The sequence below is a fragment of the Streptomyces sp. 1-11 genome, assembly GCF_007176755.1.
In the GTDB taxonomy this organism is placed as follows: domain Bacteria; phylum Actinomycetota; class Actinomycetes; order Streptomycetales; family Streptomycetaceae; genus Streptomyces.
Window position 1 is genome coordinate 728,026 of sequence record NZ_BJTV01000001.1, and the last position, 24,521, is coordinate 752,546.

Here is a 24,521-nt window from a genome sequence, read left to right on the forward strand (position 1 = left end):
GCGGGCTCTCGCCTACTGGTTGTACGGACCGTAGTCGTAGTCCTCCAGCGGAACGGCCTGGCCGGAGCCGGTGCCGAACGGCGAGTAGTCGATGTCGTCGTAGCCGACGGCCGAGTACATCGCGGCCTTGGCCTCCTCGGTGGGCTCCACCCGGATGTTGCGGTAGCGGGACAGACCCGTACCGGCCGGGATGAGCTTACCGATGATGACGTTCTCCTTGAGGCCGATGAGGCTGTCGGACTTGGCGTTGATCGCCGCGTCCGTCAGGACTCGGGTCGTCTCCTGGAAGGAGGCGGCCGACAGCCAGGACTCCGTCGCCAGCGAGGCCTTGGTGATACCCATGAGCTGCGGACGGCCCGAAGCCGGGTGACCGCCCTCCTGGACCACACGACGGTTCTCGGTCTCGAACTTCGAGCGCTCGACCAGCTCGCCGGGCAGCAGCTCGGCGTCGCCGGACTCGATGATCGTCACACGGCGCAGCATCTGCCGGATGATGATCTCGATGTGCTTGTCGTGGATCGACACGCCCTGCGAGTTGTAGACCTTCTGGACCTCGCCGACCAGGTGGACCTGGACGGCACGCTGACCCAGGATGCGCAGCACGTCGTGCGGGTTGGTGGCACCCACGGTGAGCTGCTGGCCCACCTCGACGTGGTCGCCCTCCTTGACCAGGACCTTGGCACGCTTCGAGATCGGGAAAGCCGTCTCGTCGCTGCCGTCGTCCGGGGTGACGACGAGCTTCTTGGTCTTCTCGGTCTCCTCGATCCGCACGCGGCCGGAGGCCTCGGAGATCGGGGCGACACCCTTCGGGGTACGGGCCTCGAAGAGCTCGACGACACGGGGCAGACCCTGGGTGATGTCGTCACCGGCCACACCACCGGTGTGGAAGGTACGCATCGTCAGCTGGGTGCCGGGCTCACCGATGGACTGGGCGGCGATGATGCCGACCGCCTCACCGATGTCGACCAGCTTGCCGGTGGCCAGCGAACGGCCGTAGCACATCGCGCAGGTACCGACGGCGGACTCGCAGGTCAGGACCGAGCGGGTCTTGACCTCCTCGACGCCGCGGCCGACGAGCTCCTCGATGAGGACGTCGCCCAGGTCGGTGCCGGCCGGGGCCAGCACCTGGCCGTCGACCACGATGTCCTCGGCGAGGCAGCGCGCGTACACGGACGTCTCGACGTCGTCCGCCTTGCGCAGCACGCCGTCCGCGCCCCGCTCGGCGATCCGCAGCTTCAGGCCGCGCTCGGTGCCGCAGTCCTCCTCGCGGATGATGACGTCCTGCGAGACGTCCACCAGACGACGGGTCAGGTAACCCGAGTCGGCGGTACGCAGGGCGGTGTCCGCCAGACCCTTACGGGCACCGTGCGTGGAGATGAAGTACTCCAGCACGGACAGGCCCTCACGGAAGGACGCCTTGATCGGACGCGGGATGGTCTCGTTCTTCGCGTTCGACACCAGACCGCGCATACCGGCGATCTGCCGCATCTGCATCATGTTTCCTCGGGCACCCGAGTCAACCATCATGAAGATGGGGTTGGTCTTGGGGAAGTTCTCGTTCATCGCCTCGGCGACCTCGTTGGTCGCCTTGGTCCAGATCGCGATGAGCTCCTGAGTGCGCTCTTCCTTGGTGATCAGACCGCGCTCGTACTGCTTCTGGACCTTCTCGTCCTGCGCCTCGTAGCCGCGGACGATCTCCTTCTTCGCCTCGGGAACGACGACGTCGGAGATGGCCACGGTGACACCGGAACGGGTCGCCCAGAAGAAGCCGGCCGCCTTCAGGTTGTCGAGCGTCGCCGCCACGATGACCTTGGGGTAGCGCTCGGCCAGGTCGTTGACGATCTCGGAGAGCTGCTTCTTGCCCACCGAGTAGTCGACGAACGGGTAGTCCTCGGGCAGCAGCTCGTTGAAGAGCGCGCGGCCCAGGGTGGTGCGCAGGCGGAACGAGTCACCCTGCTGCCACTCGGGCTCGCCCTCCTCGCGCGCCGGCGGGGTCCAGCCGCGCGGCGGGATGGTGCCCACCGGGAAGCGGATGTCGATCGGCGACTGCAGCGCGAGCTCGCCGGCGTCGAAGGCCATGATCGCCTCGGCCGTGGAGCCGAACGCGCGGCCCTCGCCCTTGGTGTCACGCAGCTCGCCGTCGGTGGTGAGGAAGAACAGACCGAGGACCATGTCCTGGGTCGGCATCGTCACCGGACGGCCGTCGGCCGGCTTGAGGATGTTGTTCGAGGACAGCATCAGGATGCGGGCCTCGGCCTGCGCCTCCGCGGACAGCGGAAGGTGCACGGCCATCTGGTCACCGTCGAAGTCCGCGTTGAACGCGGTGCAGACGAGCGGGTGGATCTGGATGGCCTTGCCCTCGACCAGCTGCGGCTCGAAGGCCTGGATGCCGAGGCGGTGCAGGGTGGGAGCACGGTTCAGCAGAACCGGGTGCTCGGCGATGACCTCTTCGAGGACGTCGTACACGACCGTGCGGCCGCGCTCCACCATGCGCTTGGCGCTCTTGATGTTCTGCGCGTGGTTCAGGTCGACCAGGCGCTTCATCACGAACGGCTTGAACAGCTCCAGCGCCATGGCCTTCGGCAGACCGCACTGGTGCAGCTTGAGCTGCGGGCCGACGACGATGACGGAACGCGCCGAGTAGTCGACCCGCTTGCCGAGCAGGTTCTGACGGAAACGACCCTGCTTGCCCTTGAGCATGTCGCTCAGGGACTTCAGCGGGCGGTTGCCGGGACCGGTGACCGGGCGACCACGACGACCGTTGTCGAAGAGGGCGTCCACGGCCTCCTGGAGCATGCGCTTCTCGTTGTTCACGATGATCTCGGGCGCGCCGAGGTCGAGAAGCCGCTTCAGGCGGTTGTTGCGGTTGATGACACGGCGGTACAGGTCGTTCAGGTCGGAGGTCGCGAAGCGGCCACCGTCGAGCTGCACCATCGGACGCAGGTCCGGCGGGATGACCGGGACGCAGTCCAGGACCATGCCCTTGGGGCTGTTCGAGGTCTGCAGGAACGCGGAGACGACCTTCAGGCGCTTGAGCGCACGGGTCTTCTTCTGGCCCTTGCCGGTGCGGATGATCTCGCGGAGCTTCTCGGCCTCCTCGTCGAGGTCGAAGGACTCCAGGCGCTTCTGCAGCGCCGCGGCACCCATCGAGCCGTCGAAGTAGGTGCCGAACCGGTCGCGCAGCTCGCGGTAGAGCAGCTCGTCACCCTCGAGGTCCTGGACCTTGAGGTTCTTGAACCGGGTCCACACCTCGTCGAGGCGGTCGATCTCGCGCTGCGCGCGGTCGCGCAGCTGCTTCATCTCGCGCTCGGCGCCCTCGCGCACCTTGCGGCGCACGTCGGCCTTGGCGCCCTCGGCCTCGAGCTCGGCCAGGTCGGTCTCGAGCTTCTTGGCGCGGGCCTCCAGGTCGGCGTCCCGGCGGTTCTCGATCTGCTGGCGCTCGACCGAGACGTGCGCCTCCAGCGAGGGCAGGTCGCGGGTGCGGCGCTCCTCGTCGACGTACGTGATCATGTACGCCGCGAAGTAGATGACCTTCTCGAGGTCCTTCGGCGCCAGGTCCAGCAGGTAGCCGAGGCGCGAGGGGACACCCTTGAAGTACCAGATGTGCGTGACGGGCGCGGCCAGCTCGATGTGGCCCATCCGCTCACGGCGCACCTTGGCGCGCGTGACCTCGACGCCACAGCGCTCGCAGATGATGCCCTTGAAGCGGACGCGCTTGTACTTGCCGCAGTAGCACTCCCAGTCCCGGGTAGGACCGAAGATCTTCTCGCAGAAGAGTCCGTCCTTCTCGGGCTTGAGCGTGCGGTAGTTGATGGTCTCCGGCTTCTTGACCTCGCCGTGGCTCCACTGGCGGATGTCGTCAGCGGTGGCCAGACCGATCCGGAGCTCGTCGAAGAAGTTGACGTCGAGCACTATGCGTCAATCCCTCTCAGGGTTGAAAGTCTGTGGTCTGAAACGGGGGCCTGGGGGTCGGCGGGGGCCCTCACGGATGAGGGCCCCTGCCGGACTCCCGTCAGACCTCTTCGACGCTGCTCGGCTCGCGCCGGGACAGGTCGATGCCGAGCTCCTCCGCAGCGCGGAAGACGTCCTCGTCGGTGTCGCGCATCTCGATGGACATACCGTCGCTGGACAGCACCTCCACGTTCAGGCAGAGCGACTGCATCTCCTTGATGAGCACCTTGAAGGACTCGGGGATGCCGGGCTCGGGGATGTTCTCGCCCTTGACGATGGCCTCGTAGACCTTCACGCGGCCGGTGACGTCGTCGGACTTGATGGTCAGCAGCTCCTGGAGGGCGTACGCGGCGCCGTAGGCCTCGAGGGCCCACACCTCCATCTCACCGAACCGCTGGCCACCGAACTGGGCCTTACCGCCCAGCGGCTGCTGGGTGATCATCGAGTACGGGCCGGTCGAGCGGGCGTGCAGCTTGTCGTCGACCAGGTGGTGCAGCTTCAGGATGTACATGTAGCCGACCGAGATCGGGTCCGGGAACGGCTCACCGCTGCGGCCGTCGAACAACCGCGCCTTGCCGGTCGGGAGCACCATGCGCTCGCCGTCCCGGTTCGGGATGGTGTGCTGCAGCAGACCCGCCAGCTCGTCCTCGCGCGCACCGTCGAACACCGGGGTGGCGACGTTGGTGCCGGGAGCGACCGAGTCGGCGCCGATGGCCTGCAGCCGCTGGGCCCACTCCTCCGCGAGGCCGGAGACGTCCCAGCCGCGGCTGGCGAGCCAGCCGAGGTGGATCTCCAGGACCTGTCCCGGGTTCATTCGGGACGGCACACCCAGCGGGTTGAGGATGATGTCGACCGGGGTGCCGTCCTCCAGGAACGGCATGTCCTCGATCGGCAGGATCTTGGAGATGACGCCCTTGTTGCCGTGGCGGCCGGCGAGCTTGTCACCGTCGGTGATCTTGCGCTTCTGCGCGACGTAGACGCGCACGAGCTGGTTCACACCGGGGGGAAGCTCGTCGCCCTCCTCGCGGTCGAAGACGCGCACGCCGATGACCTTGCCGGTCTCGCCGTGCGGCACCTTCAGCGAGGTGTCACGGACCTCACGGGCCTTCTCGCCGAAGATCGCGCGCAGCAGGCGCTCCTCCGGGGTCAGCTCGGTCTCGCCCTTGGGCGTGACCTTGCCGACGAGGATGTCGCCGGCGATGACCTCGGCGCCGATGCGGATGATGCCGCGCTCGTCGAGGTCGGCGAGGACCTCCTCGGAGACGTTCGGGATGTCCCGGGTGATCTCCTCGGGGCCGAGCTTGGTGTCACGGGCGTCGACCTCGTGCTCCTCGATGTGGATCGAGGAGAGGACGTCGTCCTGCACGAGGCGCTGCGACAGGATGATCGCGTCCTCGTAGTTGTGACCCTCCCACGGCATGAACGCCACGAGCAGGTTCTTGCCCAGGGCCATCTCGCCGTTCTCGGTGGCCGGGCCGTCCGCGAGCACCTGGCCCGTGATGATCCGGTCGCCCTCGTTGACGATGACCTTCTGGTTGACCGAGGTGCCCTGGTTGGACCGGGAGAACTTGGCCAGGCGGTACGTGATGTACGTGCCGTCGTCGTTGGCGGTGGTGATGTAGTCCGCGGAGACCTCCTGGACCACACCGTCCTTCTCGGCCTTGACCACGTCGCCGGCGTCGACCGCGGAGCGGTACTCCATGCCGGTGCCGACGAGCGGGGCCTCGGACTTAATCAGCGGCACGGCCTGACGCATCATGTTCGCGCCCATGAGGGCACGGTTGGCGTCGTCGTGCTCGAGGAACGGGATCATGGCGGTCGCGACCGACACCATCTGGCGCGGCGAGACGTCCATGTAGTCCACGTCGTCACCGGCGACGTAGTCGACCTCGCCGCCACGGCGGCGGACCAGCACGCGGTTCTCGGCGAACCGCATGTCGTCCGAGAGCGTGGCGTTGGCCTGCGCGATGACGAACCGGTCCTCTTCGTCGGCCGTCAGGTAGTCCACCTCGTCGGTGACCCGACCGTCGACGACCTTGCGGTACGGCGTCTCGACGAAACCGAACGCGTTGACCCGGCCGTAGGAGGCGAGCGAGCCGATCAGACCGATGTTCGGGCCTTCGGGCGTCTCGATCGGGCACATGCGGCCGTAGTGCGAGGGGTGCACGTCACGGACCTCGAAGCCGGCCCGCTCACGGGAGAGACCACCCGGGCCAAGAGCCGACAGACGGCGCTTGTGGGTGAGACCCGACAGCGGGTTGTTCTGGTCCATGAACTGCGACAGCTGGCTGGTGCCGAAGAACTCCTTGATGGAGGCGACGACCGGCCGGATGTTGATCAGGGTCTGCGGCGTGATCGCCTCGACGTCCTGGGTCGTCATGCGCTCGCGCACGACGCGCTCCATACGGGCGAGACCCGTACGGACCTGGTTCTGGATCAGCTCGCCGACGCTGCGCAGACGACGGTTGCCGAAGTGGTCGATGTCGTCCGTCTCGACGACGATCGTGCCGCCGTTGTCACCGGCGGTCTCGGTCTCGCCGGCGTGCAGCTTCACCAGGTACTTGATCGTCGAGATGACGTCCTCGACGGTCAGGACACCCGCGTCCAGCGGAGCGTCCGCACCCAGCTTCTTGTTGACCTTGTAGCGGCCGACCTTGGCGAGGTCGTAGCGCTTGGGGTTGAAGTAGAGGTTCTCGAGCAGCGTCTGCGCGGCCTCACGCGTGGGGGGCTCGCCCGGACGCAGCTTGCGGTAGATGTCCAGCAGCGCGTCGTCCTGGCCCTGGGTGTGGTCCTTCTCCAGGGTGGCGCGCATCGACTCGTACTCGCCGAACTCCTCGAGGATCTGCTCGGTCGTCCAGCCGAGCGCCTTCAGCAGAACGGTGACCGACTGCTTGCGCTTGCGGTCGATGCGGACACCGACCATGTCACGCTTGTCGATCTCCATCTCCAGCCAGGCACCCCGGGACGGGATGATCTTGGCGGAGAAGATGTCCTTGTCGGACGTTTTGTCGATGGAGGAGTCGAAGTAGACACCGGGGGAACGGACCAGCTGCGACACCACGACACGCTCGGTGCCGTTGATGACGAAAGTGCCCTTGTTCGTCATGAGCGGGAAATCGCCCATGAAGACCGTCTGGGACTTGATCTCACCGGTCTCGTTGTTGGTGAACTCGGCGGTGACGAAGAGCGGGGCGGCGTACGTGAAGTCGCGCTCCTTGCACTCGTCGATGGAGTTCTTCGGCGGCTCGAAGCGGTGGTCCCGGAACGTCAGGGACATCGACCCGGAGAAGTCCTCGATCGGGGAGATCTCCTCGAAGATCTCCTCCAGACCGGACTTGGTGGGGACGTCCTGACCGTTCTCAAGAGCCTCCTCGACCCGACTCTGCCAAGCGGTGTTGCCGAGCAGCCAGTCGAAGCTCTCGGTCTGCAGCGCGAGCAGGTTCGGAACCTCGAGAGGCTCCTTGATCTTTGCAAAGGAGATGCGCAGCGGGGCGGTGCTGGCGCCGTTGTTCGTATTCGCGGTCGAGGCGTTGCGCGAGGCGGCCAAGAGGGGGTCCTTCCGAGGGCTCGGACTCACTACGCGCGTACCGGCCCCTCTCTCATACACAGAGACGGAAACCCCAGGTCAGGGAAGCTTCGGTCATCGATGCTCGAGTGAGGGCAGACCCCTGGTGACGGGCAGGGGAAGCTAACAGGCAGCGCAAAGGGTCAGTGTAGCCACTTGGCACACTGATGTCCAGCCCGGGTTTTTCGAGACCCTCGTCGTGCTCAACGCCTTCGTCAACGCCCTCGGCATGTCTGCCCTCAACGCACGTTCATACTGCCCTCTTCGCCGTCGATCCATGCCTCGGATTCGGATCGATGTGACGACGCGTCCTGAGAATTGCGCGCTGCGTGCGGTTCGTCAAGGCCCCCCAGCCCGAACGGGGCAGTCCGGGAACAGGACGAAGATCACCATACCCCTCGCCGGGGCGAGTTCAAGGCGACCCGGGTCACCCTCCGCAACGCCGAAGAGCGACCACCCGGATGGATGATCGCTCTTCGGTGCGTTCGCGTTACAGCCCCTGAAGGCCGCAGTCGGCGCGCAGCCGGGTTACGGGAACCCGGAAGGTGTTACTTGACCTCGACGGAGGCGCCGGCGCCCTTGAGGGACTCGGCGGCCTTCTCCGCGGCCTCCTTGTTGACCTTCTCGAGGACCGGCTTCGGGGTGCCGTCGACGAGGTCCTTGGCCTCCTTCAGACCCAGGGAGGTCAGCTCACGCACGACCTTGATGACCTGGATCTTCTTCTCGCCGGCGCCGGTGAGGATGACGTCGAACTCGTCCTTCTCCTCGGCGGCCTCAGCGGCCGGGGCGCCCGGGGCGCCGGCGGCGGCGACGGCGACCGGAGCGGCGGCGGTGACGTCGAACTTCTCCTCGAAGGCCTTCACGAACTCGGAGAGCTCGATGAGGGTCATCTCCTCGAACTGCGCGAGCAGGTCTTCCTGGCTGAGCTTCGCCATGATGGGCGATCCTTCCACTAATTCGGCAGGTGCCGGATGTACATGAGTGGCGGGCGTACGTTGGCCCGCTGTGACCCCGGCCGCCTCAGGCGGCCCGGATCAGAAAGCGAGCCGAATTACTCGGCACCGCCCTGCTCGGCCTGCTTGGCGCGAAGCGCGTCCACGGTGCGGACGAGCTTCGACGGGAGCGCCTGGAAGAGCGCGGCAGCCTGGGACTGCTTGCCCTTCATGGCGCCCGCCAGCTTGGCGAGCAGAACCTCGCGGGACTCGAGGTCCGCAAGCTTCTTGATCTCGTCGGCGGACAGCGCCTTGCCGTCAAGGACACCGCCCTTGATGACGAGATTCGGGTTGTCCTTGGCGAAGTCACGGAGACCCTTCGCCGACTCCACCGGGTCACCGGTGACGAAGGCGACAGCCGTCGGACCAGCGAAGAGCTGGTCGTCCAGCGTGATCCCGGCCTCGTTGGCCGCAATCTTGGTCAGCGTGTTCTTCACCACGGCGTACTGGGCGTTCTCACCGAGCGACCGGCGCAGCGTCTTGAGCTGCGCCACGGTGAGACCGCGGTACTCGGTCAGCACGGCGGCGTTGGAGCTGCGGAACTTGTCCGTCAGCTCGGCAACCGCGGCAGCCTTGTCGGGCCTCGCCATAGAGCCTCGGCCTCCTTCCGGGTGATTCTGACCGCGCGGACCCGAAGGAGGACTGGGGAAAACGAAACGCCCCGGCGCAGGCGCTCGGGGCGGACTCGACCGGCGGAACGCGCCGGGGCGCGTACGAATCCGGGAGTACTTCCACACTCACCTGCGCGGGTCGTCCACTTTGCAGCGGATCCTTCGGCCACCACACCCTCGTTCGAACGTGCGGCAACGACCAGCGGTCTTTGGCTTCGGTAGGAGAGTACGGGACCGGGGCACCGTCGAGCAAATCGGGCTCCACGGAGCTGCCCCGGTCCTGGTTCGGCGGCCGGTCAGGAGGTGCTGACGCCGCTGCCGGAGGCGGTGCTGCTGCCCGAGACGGTGCCGCCGCCCGAGACGGTGCCGCCGCCCGAGGCGCCGCCGGCCTTCATCAGGTCCTTGAAGTCCTTGGTGTCGGCGGCCGGGGGCGCCTCCGCGGTGACCCGCACGCCGTAGTGGCTGTAGAGAGCCGTGCTGGTCATGGTGCCGGCGGTCATCTTCGCCTTCTCGACCTTCTTGACCAGCAGGTCCTGGTCGTTGACCCAGATGTCGACGGTCTCCGTGCTGACGCCCGCCTGGCTGAGCTGCTTCTTCAGGTCGGAGAGCTGGCGGGCGTCGAGGCCGCTGTTCTTGCCCGCGAGGTCCGCGACGTCCACCGTGCCGGAGTAGTGCGTGGTGGCGACGCCGGAGACCTGCTCCTCGCCGACCTTCTTCACGTCACCGGAGGCCAGCAGCAGCTTCACCGACTGGTTCGGCGTGGTGTTCTGCATCTGGTCCTTCATGTACGCGCCGGAGCCGCCGCCGAGCTTGGCGAGGTCGTCGTAGGCGTACCGGATCCAGTGCTTGCCGCCGGACTGCCGGGCGAACTGCTCGCTCATCCTGGCGTAGTAGGCGTCCGGCAGGTAGCGCGCCTCCATGGAGGAGGTGCCGGCCTTGCGCATCGCCTCCGCCAGCTTGCCGCCGGTGTAGGTGATGGTCAGGTTGCCCTTCATGCCGTCGCCCCAGGCCAGGGCGCCGTTCGCGGTCATCGACATGGTGTCGCCGATGGTGGTGGTGGAGCGGACCTCGGCCGAGTCCGCCTTGTCGGTGGACTTCTCCGCGGAGCGCAGGGCGGCGAGGGGGTTGGCGTGGGTCAGGCTTCTGCCGGCCGCCTTGTCGCCGGAGCTCTCCCCGCCGCAGGCGGCGACTCCGGCCAGCGCGGTGACCACCACGGCGGAGAGGGCCACGCGGCGTGCGGTCGTGCTCTTCATTCGTCCTACCCCCATGCGAGTCCGGTGCCTGCACCGTAGCCCAGGCCGCTGACAGTCGTACGACAGTCCGCACAAAGAAAGGACGGACCCCGCACCTCGGAGGTTGCGGGGTCCGCCCTTTGCTTACGCGTCCGTGACGCGGCTACCGGGTGAGCGGGGGGCTCAGACGGCGGCCGGGTCCTCCTCGACGAGGAGGTTGCGGGTGCGGTTCGAGTCGACCGGGATGCCGGGGCCCATCGTGGTGCTGATGGCGGCCTTCTTGATGTAGCGACCCTTGGCGGCGGACGGCTTCAGACGGAGGATCTCCTCCAGGGCCGCGCCGTAGTTCTCCACCAGCTGGGCGTCCTCGAAGGACGTCTTGCCGATGATGAAGTGCAGGTTCGAGTGCTTGTCGACGCGGAACTCGATCTTGCCGCCCTTGATCTCCGTCACGGCCTTGGCGGTGTCGGGGGTCACGGTGCCGGTCTTCGGGTTCGGCATCAGACCACGCGGGCCGAGGACGCGGCCGAGGCGGCCGACCTTGCCCATGAGGTCCGGGGTGGCGACGACGGCGTCGAAGTCCAGACGGCCCTTCGCCACCTCGTCGATCAGCTCGTCGGAGCCGACGATGTCGGCGCCCGCGGCACGCGCGGCCTCGGCACGGTCACCGGTCGCGAAGACCAGGACCCGGGCGGTCTTACCGGTGCCGTGCGGAAGGTTCACGGTGCCACGGACCATCTGGTCGGCCTTGCGCGGGTCGACACCCAGGCGGAAGGCGACCTCGACGGTGCCGTCGAACTTGGTCGTGGAGGTCTCCTTGGCGAGACGGACGGCCTCGAGCGGGGCGTACAGCTTCTCCCGGTCGACCTTGGCGTCCGCAGCGCGGAGAGCCTTGCTGCGCTTGCTCACAACTGCTCCTGTGGGTTCTGTGAGGAGTCGTGGTACGGGCCGAGCAGGCCCTGCCACGTGCGGCCTTTCAGGGCCGCATGACTACGGGGTGGGGAATCAGCCCTCGACCGTGATGCCCATGGAACGGGCGGTGCCGGCGATGATCTTCGACGCGGCGTCCAGGTCGTTGGCGTTGAGGTCGGGCAGCTTGGTCTGGGCGATCTCGCGGACCTGCGCCTCGGTGATCTTGGCGACCTTGGTCTTGTGCGGCTCGCCGGAGCCCTTCTCCACGCCCGCGGCCTTGAGGATCATCTTCGCGGCCGGCGGCGTCTTGGTGACGAAGGTGAAGGAGCGGTCCTCGTAGACCGTGATCTCCACCGGGATCACCCAGCCACGCTGCGACTCGGTCGCGGCGTTGTAGGCCTTGCAGAACTCCATGATGTTGACGCCGTGCTGACCCAGCGCCGGGCCGACCGGCGGGGCCGGGTTCGCCGCACCGGCGTTGATCTGGAGCTTGATGAGCCCCGTGACCTTCTTCTTCTTGGGAGGCATAGCTCTCCGGGTCCTTTCGATTCGGGTCCTGCCCGCTTCCGGGGACCACCCGGACGCAGGCATACCGCACAACGATAACGGGTATAGATGCGCGGCTGAAAACCGTGCAGGTCAGGCGGACGCCGAGCGCCTGCCTGACCTGCACGGAAGCAGTTCGTCCAGAAAGAACTAGTTCTTCTGGATCTGGTCGAAGGAGAGCTCGACCGGCGTCTCGCGGCCGAAGATCTCCACCAGGCCCTTGACCTTCTTCGAGTCGGGGTTGATCTCGTTGATGGTCGCCTGGAGCGTGGCGAACGGGCCGTCGGTGACGGTGACCGAGTCGCCGACCTCGAAGTCCAGCACCTGGACCTCGACCTTGCGCTGCGGGGCGGGCTTGCCCTCGGCCTCGGCGGCCTCGCGGGCGGCCTTCTCCTCGGCCTCCGGGGCGAGCATCTTGACGATCTCGTCCAGGGTCAGCGGGTACGGGTCGTAGGCGTTGCCGACGAAGCCGGTGACACCCGGGGTGTTGCGGACGACGCCCCAGGACTCGTTCGTCAGGTCCATGCGGACCAGGACGTAACCCGGCAGCTTGTTCTGCTTGATCGTCTTGCGGTCGCCGTTCTTGATCTGGACGACCTCTTCCTGCGGCACCTCGGCCTGGAAGATGTAGTCCTCGACGTTCAGCGAGACGGCGCGCTGCTCCAGGTTGGTCTTCACGCGGTTCTCGTAACCGGCGTAGGTGTGGATGACGTACCACTCGCCGGGCAGGGTGCGGAGCTCCTCACGCAGGGCCTGGACCGGGTCGACGGGCTCCGCCGGCTCCTCCTCGGCCTCCGCGACCGGGGCGGCGGTCTCGTCGTCCTCGACGTCCGCGCCGCCCTCGTCCTCGACGTGCAGGGCGGCCTCCTCGGCCGGCTCCCCCAGTTCGGCCTCGGCAGCCTCGAACTCGTCGCGCTCGTCCGCGCCTTCGACGATGTCGAGCTCGTCGTCCACCGTCTCGTCCGGCTCGATTGCGTCGTTCAGGTTCGGGTCAGACACGATGGCTGCTTCTTCCTGGATACATAGGGGTGGAACATGCGAAAACGGGCGCCGGTACCACGGCGCCCTTCGCTCTGGGCTCAGCCGAAGACGTACTTGGCCGCGTGGTTGAGCCCATAGTCAATCACGGTCACCAGGGCGATCATGATGGCGACGAAGAAGATCACCACGGTGGTGTACGACGTCAGCTGGTTGCGCGAGGGCCAGACGACCTTGCGGAGTTCCGCGACGATCTGGCGGTAGAAGATGGCCAGGCGCTTCAGCGGGCCCTTCTTGCCGCGCTTGCCGCCCTTGCGGTTCTTCTTCGACTCGGGCACCTGGTCCTGAGCATCAGGCGTGTCGATGGAGCCCACGGCGTCCGTCATGCGTCCTCACCTGATCCCGGGTCGTGGCCGTGCCGCGCCCGGTTTCTGAGCCGCACGGCGGTGCATTGCTGTACGTACACGCGCACACATCCTGGCGGTGTGTGTAGCAGGGCCGGAGGGACTTGAACCCCCAACCGCTGGTTTTGGAGACCAGTGCTCTACCAATTGAGCTACGACCCTTTGTGTGTCCCCCAACGTACCGCATCCGGCCGGGTGCTCGGTGTGCACCGGCTGCGTTGCGGCTGCTGAAGGCCAACGAGGGAAGAGTGTACGTGGTCCGGGGCCCGGCGTCGAACAGAAAGGCCCGGTCCGGGGTCCTCCGAGTGAAGATCGTCCAGGCCGGAGGCGGGATTCGGACCCGTGTTCACGCCTCGACCCGATGCTGTTCAGTCTGTGAAACCCGTGTGCCGGGGTCATTTCCGGTCTGGAACGATGGGCGCATGAGCGCTGCAACCCCTCCCACCGAGCGCCGGGTCTCCGCCCGAGTCGGCGCGATCTCCGAGTCCGCCACCCTCGCCGTGGACGCAAAGGCCAAGGCCCTGAAGGCCGCCGGGCGTCCGGTGATCGGCTTCGGCGCCGGTGAGCCCGACTTCCCGACTCCGGACTACATCGTCGACGCGGCCGTCGAGGCCTGCAAGAACCCGAAGTACCACCGGTACACGCCGGCCGGCGGCCTGCCGGAGCTGAAGGCGGCGATCGCGGCGAAGACGCTGCGCGACTCCGGCTGGGAGCCCGACGTCTCGCAGATCCTGGTCACCAACGGCGGCAAGCAGGCCATCTACGAGGCGTTCGCCGCGATCCTCGACCCGGGCGACGAGGTCATCGTCCCGGCGCCGTACTGGACCACGTACCCGGAGTCGATCCGCCTGGCCGGCGGCGTCCCGGTCGACGTCGTCGCCGACGAGACCACCGGCTACCGCGTCACCGTCGAGCAGCTCGAGGCGGCGCGCACCGACAGGACCAAGGTCGTCCTCTTCGTCTCCCCGTCCAACCCGACCGGTGCGGTGTACTCCGAGGCCGAGACCGAGGCGATCGGCCGCTGGGCCGCCGAGCACGGCCTGTGGGTGCTGACGGACGAGATCTACGAGCACCTGGTCTACGGCGACGCGTCCGCCGTGTCCCTGCCGGCGCTGCTGCCCGAGCTGCGCGACAAGTGCATCGTGGTCAACGGCGTCGCCAAGACGTATGCCATGACCGGCTGGCGGGTGGGCTGGGTCATCGGCCCGAAGGACGTGGTCAAGGCCGCGACGAACCTGCAGTCGCACGCCACCTCGAACGTCTCCAACGTGGCCCAGGTGGCCGCCCTCGCCGCCGTCTCCGGCGACCTGGAGGCCGTGGCGAAGATGCGCGAGGCCTTCGACCGGCGCCGCCGGACCATCGTGCGGATGCTCAACGAGATCGACGGCGTGCTCTGCCCGGAGCCCGAGGGCGCCTTCTACGCCTACCCGTCGGTCAAGGCCCTGCTCGGCAAGGAGATCCGCGGCAAGCGCCCGCAGGACACCGTCGAGCTGGCCGCGCTCATCCTGGAGGAGGCCGAGGTCGCGGTCGTCCCGGGCGAGGCCTTCGGCACGCCGGGCTACCTGCGGCTGTCGTACGCGCTCGGCGACGAGGACCTCGTCGAGGGCGTGAGCCGGATCCAGAAGCTGCTGGCGGAGGCGCGGGACTAGTTCCCGCCCGTCCGGGCACCAGAAGCGGGCCGTCTCCCTCCGGGGAGGCGGCCCGCTCCTGTGTGCGGGCAAGACCACGAACGGGGAAACGGCTACCGGTACGGCGGTGACGTGCGGCAGGATCTGGGAATGGAGCGTGTACGTGATCTCTCTGGACTGCCGAAGGCCCATCTGCACCTGCACTTCACCGGCTCGATGCGGCCGGCGACCGTCCTGGAGCTGGCCGACAAGTACGGCGTGCGCCTGCCCGATGCCCTGACCGAGGCCCTGACCAGCGGGGAACCGCCGCGGCTGCGGGCGACGGACGAGCGCGGATGGTTCCGCTTCCAGCGGCTGTACGACGCCGCGCGCTCCTGCCTCAGAGCGCCCGAGGACATCCAGCGGCTGGTGCGCGAGGCCGCGGAGGAGGACCTGCGGGACGGTTCGGGCTGGCTGGAGATCCAGGTGGACCCCACCTCGTACGCGCCCCGGCTGGGCGGTCTGATCCCGGCCCTGGAGATCATCCTGGACGCGGTGGACACGACGTCGCGGGAGACCGGGCTCGACATGCGGGTGCTGGTGGCGGCGAACCGCATGAAGCACCCCCTGGACGCCCGTACGCTGGCCCGGCTCGCGGTGCGGTACGCCGACCGGGGCGTGGTCGGCTTCGGGCTGTCGAACGACGAGCGGCGCGGGATGGCGCGGGACTTCGACCGCGCGTTCCACATCGCGCGCGAGGGCGGCCTGCTGTCGGCCCCGCACGGCGGCGAGCTGGCCGGCGCGGCGTCGGTGCGCGACTGCCTGGACGATCTGCACGCCTCCCGGATCGGGCACGGGGTGCGCGCTGCGGAGGACCCACGGCTGCTGAAGCGGCTGGCGGACCGGGGCGTCACCTGCGAGGTGTGCCCGGCCTCCAATGTCGCGCTCGGCGTCTACGAGAAGCCCGGGGACGTCCCCCTGCGGACGCTCTTCGAGGCGGGCGTGCCGCTGGCCCTGGGCGCGGACGACCCCCTGCTCTTCGGTTCCCGCCTCGCGGCCCAGTACGACATCGCCCGGGAGCACCACAGCTTCACGGACGCCGAACTCGCCGAGCTGGCCCGCCAGTCCATCCGCGGTTCGGCCGCCCCGGACGACGTCAGGGCCCGTCTGCTGGCCGGCGTGGACGACTGGCTGACCGGCCCGGCCGCCTGAACGGGGTGTTCGGCGGGCGGGTGTTGTCAGCGGATCAGCACCTCGGGGCTCGCGCTGCGGGGTGCGTCCGGGGGGTGGCCGGGGCCGGCCGACGCGGTGTCCTGCCCGCCCGTACCGGGCCGGGACGCGCGCGGCGCCGGTCTCATGCCGTCACAGGCTGACGCCGACCGTCACTGGTTCGTTGACCAGCGTCACCCCGAAGGCCTCGCGGACCCCGGCGACGACCTCGCGGGCCAGGGCCAGCAGGTCCTCCGTGGTGGCGTCGCCCCGGTTGGTCAGGGCGAGGGTGTGCTTGGTGGAGATGCGGGCGGGCCCGGTGCCGTACCCCTTGGTGAAGCCGGCCTTGTCGATCAGCCAGGCCGCCGAGGTCTTGGTGCGGCCCTCCCCCGCCGGGTACGCCGGCGGCTCGGCGTCCTCGCCCAGCCGTTCCCGCACGCGCGCGTGGAAGGCGGCGAACTGCTCCTGGTCGAGGATCGGGTTGGTGAAGAAGGAGCCGGCGGACCAGGTGTCGTGGTCCTCGGGGTCGAGCACCATGCCCTTCCCGGCGCGCAGCTTCAGCACGGTCTCGCGGGCCGCGGCGAGCGGCACCCGGTCGCCCGGCTCGACGCCGAGCGCGCGGGCCGCCTCGGCGTACCGGACGGGCGCCGACAGGCCGCCCGCGTCCTCAAGACCGAAGCGGACCCGCAGCACGACGTAGCGCTCGGGGTCGGCCTTGAAGCGGCTGTGCCGGTAGGAGAAGGCGCATTCCTCGTTGGTCAGCGTGACCGTCTGTCCGGCCCGGCGGTCGTAGGCGATCACCTCGGTGACCGTCGCGGAGACCTCCTGGCCGTAGGCGCCCACGTTCTGGATCGGCGTGGCGCCGGCGGAGCCCGGGATGCCGGCCAGGCACTCGATCCCGGCGAGCCCGGCCTCGACGCTGCGGGCGACGGCGTCGGTCCAGACCTCGCCGGCCGCCAGCTCCAGTGTGGTGCCGCGCAGTTCGACGCCGCGCGTGGCGATGCGCAGGGCGGTGCCGTCGAAGCCCTTGTCGCCGATGACCAGGTTCGAGCCGCCGCCGATGATCAGCAGCGGCGTCCCGGTGTCGTCGGCGCGGCGGACGGTGTCGACGACCTCCGCGTCGGTGGTGGCGGTGACCAGCCGGGCCGCGGGGCCGCCCAGCCGGAAGGTGGTCAGCGGGGCGAGGGGGGCGTCGTGGAGTTCCTGCACGGGCCCAAGACTACGAGACACCGCCGGCGGCCCGGCGGCGCCCGCGCTCCCTGCGAGCGGAGAGGGCAGGATTCGAACCTGCGCGGGCCCCGAAGGACCCGACCTCAAGACATGCTCTCGGTCCCCGATGAGCCACTCCGGGCACCTCTCCCAGCTCCCGGCCCGGTCCCCCGCGCCGTTCACGAGTACAACCTTGCCAGCCGCCCCTGACGGCACGCTGACCCCCCGCTGACACGACCGCGCCGCACAAAAGCAAGACGCGCGCAGGCCCGAAAAGCCACACGCGCGTCCCACCTTGCGGAGAGGGCAGGATTCGAACCTGCGCGGGCCCCGAAGGACCCGACCTCAAGACATGCTCTCGGTCCCCGATGAGCCACTCCGGGCACCTCTCCCAGCTCCCGGCCCGGTCCCCCGCGCCGTTCACGAGTACAACCTTGCCAGCCGCCCCTGACGGCACGCTGACCCCCCCCCGCTGACAAGTGCCCGCACGCGCGCGTGGGCCTCGGCGGGAGCCACGTGCGCGTGCGGGCGCGGTGCGCTGTCAGGCGGAGAGCGCCTCGGCGGCCGGTGCGGACGCCCGTCCGGGCCGGCCGGCGGCCTCCTCGGTGTCCGGCGTCCGCCGCCGGCCCGGGACGAGCAGGGCGGCCAGCCCCGCGAGGGCGACCACCGCAGAGCCGGTGACGAGGGCGGGGCGCAGACCGTCCACGAAGTTCTGGGCGCTCGCGTAGCCGCCCTGGGCGGAGAAGATCGACGACATGATCGCGATGCCGAGCGCGCCGCCCACCTCGCGCAGCGCGTTGTTGGCGCCGGAGGCGATGCCCTGTTCCCGCGGGCGGACGCTGGACATCACCAGGTTCGCGGCCGGCGCGAAGTACAGGGCCATGCCGATGCCGCTGATCACCAGGCCGGGGAGCTGGGCCGCGTAGGAGACGTCGGCGGAGACCACGCAGGCCATATAGCCGAGGCCCGCCGCCTGCAGGAACAGGCCGGTGGCGACGACCGGGCGGCCGCCGACGCGGTCGGAGAGGATGCCCGCCACGGGTGCCACCAGCATCGGCATGCCGGTCCACGGCAGCATCCGCAGGCCCGCCTCGGTGGGCGAGTAGCCGAGCACGCCCTGCATGTACTGGCTGAGCAGGAAGATCGAGCCGAACATGCCGACGAACATCAGCAGGCTGGCCGCGTTGATCCCGGCGAAGGCCCGGGAGCGGAACAACCGCATCGGCAGCATCGGGGCGGCGGCGCGGGTGCTGTAGAGGACGAAGCCCACGAGCAGCGCGCTCCCGGCGAACAGGGCGCTCAGCACGGTGGTGTCGGTCCAGCCGTCGGCGGGTCCGCGGACCAGGCCGTAGACGATGCCGAAGAGGCCGCCGCTGGCCAGCACGGTGCCGGGCAGGTCGAGCCGGGCGCCGGTGCCGTGGGACTCGGCGAGGCGCAGCCGGGCGAGCGGCAGCAGGACCAGGCCGAGTGGGACGTTCAGCCAGAAGATCCAGTGCCAGGAGATGTGCTCGGTGAGGCTGCCCCCGATGAGCGGTCCGGAGGCGACCGCGAGGCCGTTGACGGCGCCCCAGATGCCGTAGGCCGTGCCGCGCCGGGCGGCGGGCACGGCGGCGGTGAGCAGGGTGAGGGTCAGCGGCATGAGCACGGCGGCGCCGACGCCCTGGACGGCGCGGGCGGCGATGAGGGAGCCGATGCCGGGGGCCATGGCCGCGGCGGCGGAGGCGCCGGTGAAGACGGTGAGCCCGGCGAGGAAGAGCCGGCGGCGCCCGAAGCGGTCGCCGAGCGCGGCGCCGGTCATGAGCAGGACGGCGAAGGTGAGCGTGTAGGCGCTGACCGTCCATTCCAGGTCGTCCAGCGCGCCTCCGAGGTCCTCGCGGATGGAGGGCAGCGCGGTGGTGACGACGAGGTTGTCGAGGGCCGCCATGAATCCGGCGACGCTGGTGATGACGAGGGCCCATGCGGCGCCCCCGCGTCGTGCGGTCTGCTGTGACATCTCTCCCCCTGAGGGTGTTCCAGCGTTGATTAGTTATTGATTACTAACTTCCGCGCCCGTGAAAGAGGGCCGGTCCCGCCCCCGCCCCGCCCTAGCTACCTAGCTCCGGAGCGGGCCGGTGATCCGGGCCGACGGGTACATCGCCTGCCAGACCCGGTGCCCGGGCGGGAACCCCATGGCGGCGAGGGTGTTGACGAGCATCCCGTACGCCAGGAAGGTCGTGGTCTCGCTGTCGTCCGCGCCGAGCGGCAGGTGGACGGTGTCCCACAGCCGCATCCAGGCGGCCCGCACCGCCTCGCCGAACTCCCGGTCGCCCTCCGCCTCCGCCGCGGCCACCGCGATGTACGTCTGCATCTGCATCCGGAGCTTCTCGGGCTGCTCCGTGATCAGGCGCACGTAGGCGCCGGCCATGGCGTGCAGGGCCTCCTCGCCCTCCAGCCCCTCGGCCGCCCCGGCGAAGACCTGGCAGACGTCCTCCACGCACCGCAGGGACGCCGCGACGAAGATCGCCTTCTTGCCCGCGAAGAGCCGGAAGAGGTACGGCTGCGAGACGCCCACCCGTCTGGCGATCGCCTCGGTGGAGGTGCCGTAGTACCCCTTCTGCGCGAACTCGGAGATCGCCGCGCGAACGACGCTCTCGCGCCGCTCCTCCGCACTCATCCTGGGCATGGAAAGTAAGTTAGTGCTCAATCACTAACTCCGCAAGGGGCGCTACGGCGCGCATGAGGGGCGCCCACCCGTGGTGGACGCCCCTCACTGCCGGCAGCCGGTGCCCTCAGGCCAGTCGCACGACCGCCCGGGACATGCCCAGCACCTTCTGGCCCGCGCTCTTGGCCGTCAGGTCGACCCGCACCGTCCCGTCGCCGAGCTTGTCCGCGACCTTGGCGCTGACCTCGATCACCGCGCCCTCGTCGTCGTTCGGCACGACGACCGGCTTGGTGAAGCGGACGCCGTACTCCACAACCGCGCCCGGGTCACCGGTCCAGTCGGTGACCACGCGGATCGCCTCGGCCATGGTGAACATGCCGTGCGCGATGACGTCCGGCAGACCCACCTCCTTGGCGAACTTCTCGTTCCAGTGGATCGGGTTGAAGTCCCCGGACGCGCCCGCGTACCGCACCAGGGTGGCGCGGGTCACGGGGAAGGTCTGCGCCGGCAGCTCGGTGCCGACCTCGACGTCGTCGTACGCGATGTTCGCGGTCATCGGCTGCCTCACGCCTCCTCGGCCGCACGGGCCACGAGCTTGGTCCAGGCGGTCACCACGTGCTCGCCGGCCTCGTCGTGCACCTCGCCGCGGATGTCCAGGATGTCGTTGCCCGCGAGGGACTTGATGCCCTCGATGGTGGACGTCACCGTGAGCCGGTCACCGGCCCGCACCGGGCGGGCGTAGGCGAACTTCTGGTCGCCGTGCACCACGCGGCTGTAGTCCAGGCCGAGCTGCGGGTCCTCGATGACCTGCCCGGCGGCCCGGAAGGTGATGGAGAACACGTAGGTCGGCGGGGCGATCACGTCCGGGTGACCGAACGCCTTGGCGGCCTCCGGGTCCGTGTAGACCGGATTGGTCTCCCCTACCGCCTCGGCGAACTCGCGAATCTTCTCCCGGCCCACCTCGTAGGGCGCGGTGGGCGGATAGGTCCGCCCCACGAAGGACTGGTCGAGCGCCATTGGCCCGGCACCTCCTGGTCTCAGCAGCGTGTCTGGTCTCAGCAGCCTGTGAAACGACGTGAGGCCGCCCCCCAGCTTGCGGGGGCGGCCTCACGTACGAGCCTGATTTATCGCGTTTCGCGGTGCGCGGTGTGCGCGTTGCAACGCGGGCAGTGCTTCTTCATCTCAAGACGGTCCGGGTTGTTACGCCGGTTCTTCTTGGTGATGTAGTTCCGCTCCTTGCACTCCACGCAGGCCAGCGTGATCTTCGGGCGGACGTCGGTGGCAGCCACGTGAGTGCTCCTAAGACGAACGGATGGACTGATTCAACGCAAAAAAGAGTAGCCGATCGAAGGACCGACCCCGCAATCGGCTACTATCAGTAGCGGTGACCGGACTTGAACCGGTGACACAGCGATTATGAGCCGCTTGCTCTACCGACTGAGCTACACCGCTGTGATGCGATCGGGCCCCGCCTCGCGGCGGGAACCTCTCACACCAGAGCCCCAATACGGAATCGAACCGTAGACCTTCTCCTTACCATGGAGACGCTCTGCCGACTGAGCTATTGGGGCGAGCGATGAAGACATTACACGGTCCGCAGCCGTTCGCCCAAATCCGTATCCGGACCCCCGCCGCACCGCTGTTCCCGGGTTGTCGCGGTCACTCCCGGGACAGTCCGGCCGCCCCCCGGAAGCCCTCTGCGGCGCGGGCCCGCGGCCTTCCGCGACGCGCCCCACGCGCGCGTGGAGACCACTCGTCGCCGCGGGTGACGGGCCTCCCGGCACGGGCGGACCACGCCGGTACGACTATTGCGCTCCTCCGCGCCCCGCCGTGTTCACCGCCCTAGGCTCGACCCACTCCGCGTGATCTTGGGTCCGGCACGTCCGGGCCCCGCTCGCGCGGCCCCGCCCCGAGCCCCCGGTCCGAACCCTGGAGTCCGATGCCCGAGAGCCATCCGCAGCCGCCCCCGTGGCCGTCGAACCAGCCGGGATCCTCCGGCGGGCAGCCCGACCAGGCCGCGGTGCTGCTGTGCGGGGCGCGGCTGACCGACGGCCGGACCGTGGACGTACGGCTCGGCGGCGGGCGCATCGAGGCCGTCGGCACGGCCGGCAGCCTGACCCCGGGCCCGCCCCGGCCGGGCGCCTCCCGCGTGGCCCTCGGCGGCTACCTGCTCCTGCCGGCCCCGGCCGAGCCGCACGCCCACGGCGACACCGCGCTGTCCGCCGAGCAGCCCGGACCGGTCTCGTACGCCCCCGAGGACGTCCAGCGCCGGGCCACGGAGGCGGCCCTGCTCCAGCTCGGGCACGGCGCGACGGCGGCACGCGCGCACGTACGCGTGGGCGACGTGCAGGGCCTGGGCGCCCTCGGTGCCGTACTGCAGGCCAGGCGCTCGCTGCGCGGCCTCGCGGAGCTGACCACGGTGGCGATGCCGCGCCTGCTGACCGGGGTGGCGGGGGCCGACGGGCTCGCGATGCTCCGCGACGCGCTGAAGATGGGCGCGTCGGTGGTGGGCGGCTGCCCGGACACGGACCCGGATCCCACGGGCTATGTGGAAACCGTCCTGGAGGTGGCCTCCGAGCACGGCTGCCCGGTTGACCTGCACACGGACGCCACCGATCCGGCCCGGCTCTCCCGGCTCGCGGCCATGGCGGGCGGGCTGCGCCCCGGCGTGACGATCGGCCCCTGCGCCGGTCTCGCGCGCCTGCCGGCCGACACCGCTTCCCGACTCGCTGAGCAGCTCGCCGCGGCCGGGGTGACGGTGGTGTGCCTCCCCCAGGGCGGCTGCGGCGCCGCGGACCGGCGGGGCGCGGCGCCGGTGCGGCTGCTGCGCGCGGCCGGGGTCCGGGTCGCGGCCGGCAGCGGCGCCCTACGGGACGTCGCCAACCCCGTCGGCCGGGGCGACCCGCTGGAGGCCGCCTACCTCCTCGCCTCGGCGCACGGGCTGCGCCCCGAGGACGCCTACGAGGCGGTCAGCACCGCGGCCCGGGAGGCCCTGGGGTTGCCCGAGGTGCGCGTCGAGGCCGGGTTCCCGGCCGAGTTGCTGGCCGTACGCGGCGACCGCCTGTCCGGCGCCCTCTCCCTCGCCTACAGCCGGATCGTGGTGCACCGCGGCCGGGTGGTGGCGCGCACGAGCGCGGTCCGCGAGTACTGCAACTCGGCGGCGGCGGCCGAACTGGGGCTGCCGCGGCAGGGGCGAGGGGAGCTGTCGTAGGTCGCCCGCTGCCCTTCGGGGTGTCTGCTGCCCTTCAGGGCGTCTGCTGTCCTTCGGGGCGTCTGTTGCGCTTCGGACGTCCACCTTGCCGGCGCGTCCGTCGTCCTGGCGCGTCCACCGTCCTGGCGCCTCCACCGGGGCGCGGCCGCTTGTCGTGAGGGCGTTCGTGCCGTTGGGGTGCTCCTTTCGTGAGGGTGCTCATGTCGTGCGGGCGTCCGTGTCGGTGCGGCGTGCGCTGCCGTGCGGGCGTCCGGAGCGGGCGTGGAGCGACGGCGTCCGGCGCGCCGTTCACCCGTGCGGCGCACAGACCGCTTCCGGCGTACGGTCGGAATCATGCGCATTGTCATCGCTGGTGGTCATGGTCAGATCGCGCTGCGGCTGGAGCGGGTGCTCTCCGCGCGCGGGGACGAGGTCGCGGGGATCATCCGCAAGGCGGAGCAGGGCGACGACCTGCGGGCGGCGGGCGCCGAACCGGTCCTGCTCGACCTGGAGTCCGCTTCGGTGGAGGAGGTCGCGGCCCATCTGCAGGGCGCGGACGCGGCGGTCTTCGCGGCCGGCGCGGGCCCGGGCAGCGGCACGGCCCGCAAGGACACGGTGGACAGGGGCGCGGCGGTGCTGTTCGCGGACGCGGCCGTACGCGCGCGCGTGCGGCGTTTCGTGGTGGTGTCCTCGATGGGCGCGGACCCCGGGCACCAGGGCGACGAGGTCTTCGACGTGTACCTGCGCGCCAAGGGCGAGGCCGACGCGTACGTCACCCGGCAGGATGCCCTCGACTGGACGATCCTGCGCCCCGGCGCGCTGACGGACGAGCCGGGCACCGGTCTGGTCCGCCTGGAGGCCCACACCGGCCGCGGCCCGGTCCCGCGGGACGACGTGGCGGCCGTGCTGGCGGAGCTGGTGGACACCTCGGCGACGGCCGGTCTGACGCTGGAGCTGATCGGCGGCTCGACGCCGGTGTCGGTGGCCGTGAAGTCGGTCGCGGGCAACTGAGGCCGCGGGCCGGCCGTTCACCGACCGTGGAGCCACGGGCCGTTATCGGGCTGGAAGGGCCACGGTCCGTGCACCGACCGGAAGTTGCCGGCCGCTCAAGGGTCAGAAGAGGGGCAGCTGCCCGGGGAAGTCCGGCACGGCGTAGCCGTCCAACGCCGGCTGGACCGCTCCGAGTTGTGCCTGCAGCCGCGACCCGGAGCAGGAGACCAGCTCGGTGTTCTCCCGTCCCCCGGGAGGGTCGTGCCGCGCGAAGCGACCCGCGACGACGGCGATGTCACGGCGGCACACAGGACAGGTTCTGCGACGGGATGCCATGCGGCCAGTGTGCCCGGCGCCGGCGCAGGAGCGGAGCCCGCGCTCGCACCTCCCCCGGCGCCGGGCCGCCGGACCGGGAAGCACCGGTGCGCACCGGGCGTCGCACCGGCCCTGAGCCGTGGTCGCCGTCCCGTTTGGGCGGACATAT

At 69.7% G+C, this 24,521-nt stretch carries 20 protein-coding genes and 5 tRNA genes; 4 read left to right on the top strand and 21 right to left on the bottom strand.

Features of this window, described 5'->3' with window-relative positions; translation table 11 throughout:
• Positions 1 to 12: 12 nt before the first annotated feature.
• The 10 genes from TNCT1_RS03385 to TNCT1_RS03435 form a co-directional block, all read right to left on the bottom strand.
• A complete protein-coding gene (locus tag TNCT1_RS03385) occupies positions 13 to 3,912 on the bottom strand; it encodes a DNA-directed RNA polymerase subunit beta' (protein ID WP_143627912.1) in 3,900 nt (1,299 codons plus the stop codon).
• 100 nt (positions 3,913 to 4,012) lie between these two features.
• Entirely contained in the window at positions 4,013 to 7,498 is a 3,486-nt protein-coding gene (gene rpoB, locus TNCT1_RS03390) for a DNA-directed RNA polymerase subunit beta (protein ID WP_143627914.1), read from the bottom strand.
• Between the two features lie 566 nt (positions 7,499 to 8,064).
• Positions 8,065 to 8,451 (bottom strand): 50S ribosomal protein L7/L12, encoded by a 387-nt coding sequence (gene rplL / locus TNCT1_RS03400; RefSeq protein WP_143627916.1) that lies wholly within the window; start codon positions 8,449 to 8,451, stop codon positions 8,065 to 8,067.
• A gap of 116 nt (positions 8,452 to 8,567) precedes the next feature.
• Entirely contained in the window at positions 8,568 to 9,098 is a 531-nt protein-coding gene (gene rplJ / locus TNCT1_RS03405; RefSeq protein WP_143627918.1) for a 50S ribosomal protein L10, read from the bottom strand.
• 317 nt (positions 9,099 to 9,415) lie between these two features.
• Positions 9,416 to 10,372 (bottom strand): hypothetical protein, encoded by a 957-nt coding sequence (locus TNCT1_RS03410; protein WP_235902287.1) that lies wholly within the window; start codon positions 10,370 to 10,372, stop codon positions 9,416 to 9,418.
• A gap of 162 nt (positions 10,373 to 10,534) precedes the next feature.
• On the bottom strand, positions 10,535 to 11,260 hold the full coding sequence (gene rplA / locus TNCT1_RS03415) for a 50S ribosomal protein L1 (RefSeq protein ID WP_143627920.1): 726 nt from the start codon (positions 11,258 to 11,260) through the stop codon (positions 10,535 to 10,537).
• Positions 11,261 to 11,356: 96 nt separating this feature from the next.
• Positions 11,357 to 11,791: a 50S ribosomal protein L11 gene (rplK, locus tag TNCT1_RS03420; protein WP_037858373.1), complete on the bottom strand. Its 435-nt coding sequence runs from the start codon at positions 11,789 to 11,791 to the stop codon at positions 11,357 to 11,359.
• A 168-nt stretch (positions 11,792 to 11,959) separates the two neighbouring features.
• Entirely contained in the window at positions 11,960 to 12,808 is an 849-nt protein-coding gene (gene nusG, locus TNCT1_RS03425; protein ID WP_143627922.1) for a transcription termination/antitermination protein NusG, read from the bottom strand.
• Positions 12,809 to 12,888: 80 nt separating this feature from the next.
• Entirely contained in the window at positions 12,889 to 13,173 is a 285-nt protein-coding gene (secE, locus tag TNCT1_RS03430) for a preprotein translocase subunit SecE (protein WP_143627924.1), read from the bottom strand.
• Positions 13,174 to 13,280: 107 nt separating this feature from the next.
• A tRNA-Trp gene (locus TNCT1_RS03435) sits at positions 13,281 to 13,353 on the bottom strand.
• A 260-nt stretch (positions 13,354 to 13,613) separates the two neighbouring features.
• Between TNCT1_RS03435 and TNCT1_RS03440 the strand changes: the two genes are divergently transcribed.
• Positions 13,614 to 14,840, top strand: a complete 1,227-nt coding sequence (locus TNCT1_RS03440; protein ID WP_143627926.1) for a pyridoxal phosphate-dependent aminotransferase — start codon at positions 13,614 to 13,616, stop codon at positions 14,838 to 14,840.
• Positions 14,841 to 14,969: 129 nt separating this feature from the next.
• A complete protein-coding gene (locus tag TNCT1_RS03445) occupies positions 14,970 to 16,010 on the top strand; it encodes an adenosine deaminase (RefSeq protein ID WP_143627928.1) in 1,041 nt (346 codons plus the stop codon).
• Positions 16,011 to 16,160: 150 nt separating this feature from the next.
• On the opposite strand, the gene TNCT1_RS03450 is transcribed toward TNCT1_RS03445, so the two are convergent.
• The 10 genes from TNCT1_RS03450 to TNCT1_RS03485 form a co-directional block, all read right to left on the bottom strand.
• Positions 16,161 to 17,216 (bottom strand): UDP-N-acetylmuramate dehydrogenase, encoded by a 1,056-nt coding sequence (locus TNCT1_RS03450; protein WP_143627931.1) that lies wholly within the window; start codon positions 17,214 to 17,216, stop codon positions 16,161 to 16,163.
• Positions 17,217 to 17,273: 57 nt separating this feature from the next.
• Positions 17,274 to 17,355: transfer RNA gene (locus TNCT1_RS35465), tRNA-OTHER, on the bottom strand.
• Between the two features lie 159 nt (positions 17,356 to 17,514).
• Positions 17,515 to 17,596 (bottom strand) — tRNA-OTHER (locus TNCT1_RS35470).
• Positions 17,597 to 17,757: 161 nt separating this feature from the next.
• Positions 17,758 to 19,209, bottom strand: a complete 1,452-nt coding sequence (locus TNCT1_RS03455) for a DHA2 family efflux MFS transporter permease subunit (RefSeq protein ID WP_143627933.1) — start codon at positions 19,207 to 19,209, stop codon at positions 17,758 to 17,760.
• A gap of 99 nt (positions 19,210 to 19,308) precedes the next feature.
• Positions 19,309 to 19,878: a TetR/AcrR family transcriptional regulator gene (locus TNCT1_RS03460; protein WP_143627935.1), complete on the bottom strand. Its 570-nt coding sequence runs from the start codon at positions 19,876 to 19,878 to the stop codon at positions 19,309 to 19,311.
• 106 nt (positions 19,879 to 19,984) lie between these two features.
• On the bottom strand, positions 19,985 to 20,413 hold the full coding sequence (locus tag TNCT1_RS03465; protein ID WP_143627937.1) for a MaoC family dehydratase: 429 nt from the start codon (positions 20,411 to 20,413) through the stop codon (positions 19,985 to 19,987).
• Positions 20,414 to 20,421: 8 nt separating this feature from the next.
• On the bottom strand, positions 20,422 to 20,874 hold the full coding sequence (locus tag TNCT1_RS03470) for a MaoC family dehydratase N-terminal domain-containing protein (RefSeq protein WP_143627939.1): 453 nt from the start codon (positions 20,872 to 20,874) through the stop codon (positions 20,422 to 20,424).
• 107 nt (positions 20,875 to 20,981) lie between these two features.
• Positions 20,982 to 21,146: a 50S ribosomal protein L33 gene (gene rpmG / locus TNCT1_RS03475; RefSeq protein WP_003948671.1), complete on the bottom strand. Its 165-nt coding sequence runs from the start codon at positions 21,144 to 21,146 to the stop codon at positions 20,982 to 20,984.
• Between the two features lie 90 nt (positions 21,147 to 21,236).
• Positions 21,237 to 21,309, bottom strand: a tRNA-Met gene (locus TNCT1_RS03480).
• A gap of 46 nt (positions 21,310 to 21,355) precedes the next feature.
• Positions 21,356 to 21,428 (bottom strand) — tRNA-Thr (locus TNCT1_RS03485).
• A gap of 368 nt (positions 21,429 to 21,796) precedes the next feature.
• On the opposite strand from TNCT1_RS03485, the gene TNCT1_RS03490 reads away from it, so the two are divergent.
• Positions 21,797 to 23,068: an amidohydrolase family protein gene (locus TNCT1_RS03490; RefSeq protein WP_143627941.1), complete on the top strand. Its 1,272-nt coding sequence runs from the start codon at positions 21,797 to 21,799 to the stop codon at positions 23,066 to 23,068.
• Between the two features lie 333 nt (positions 23,069 to 23,401).
• Positions 23,402 to 24,058 (top strand): NAD(P)H-binding protein, encoded by a 657-nt coding sequence (locus tag TNCT1_RS03495; protein WP_143627943.1) that lies wholly within the window; start codon positions 23,402 to 23,404, stop codon positions 24,056 to 24,058.
• Between the two features lie 102 nt (positions 24,059 to 24,160).
• Here TNCT1_RS03495 and TNCT1_RS03500 read toward each other — a convergent pair whose 3' ends face one another.
• On the bottom strand, positions 24,161 to 24,373 hold the full coding sequence (locus tag TNCT1_RS03500) for a hypothetical protein (RefSeq protein ID WP_143627945.1): 213 nt from the start codon (positions 24,371 to 24,373) through the stop codon (positions 24,161 to 24,163).
• Positions 24,374 to 24,521 lie beyond the last annotated feature (148 nt).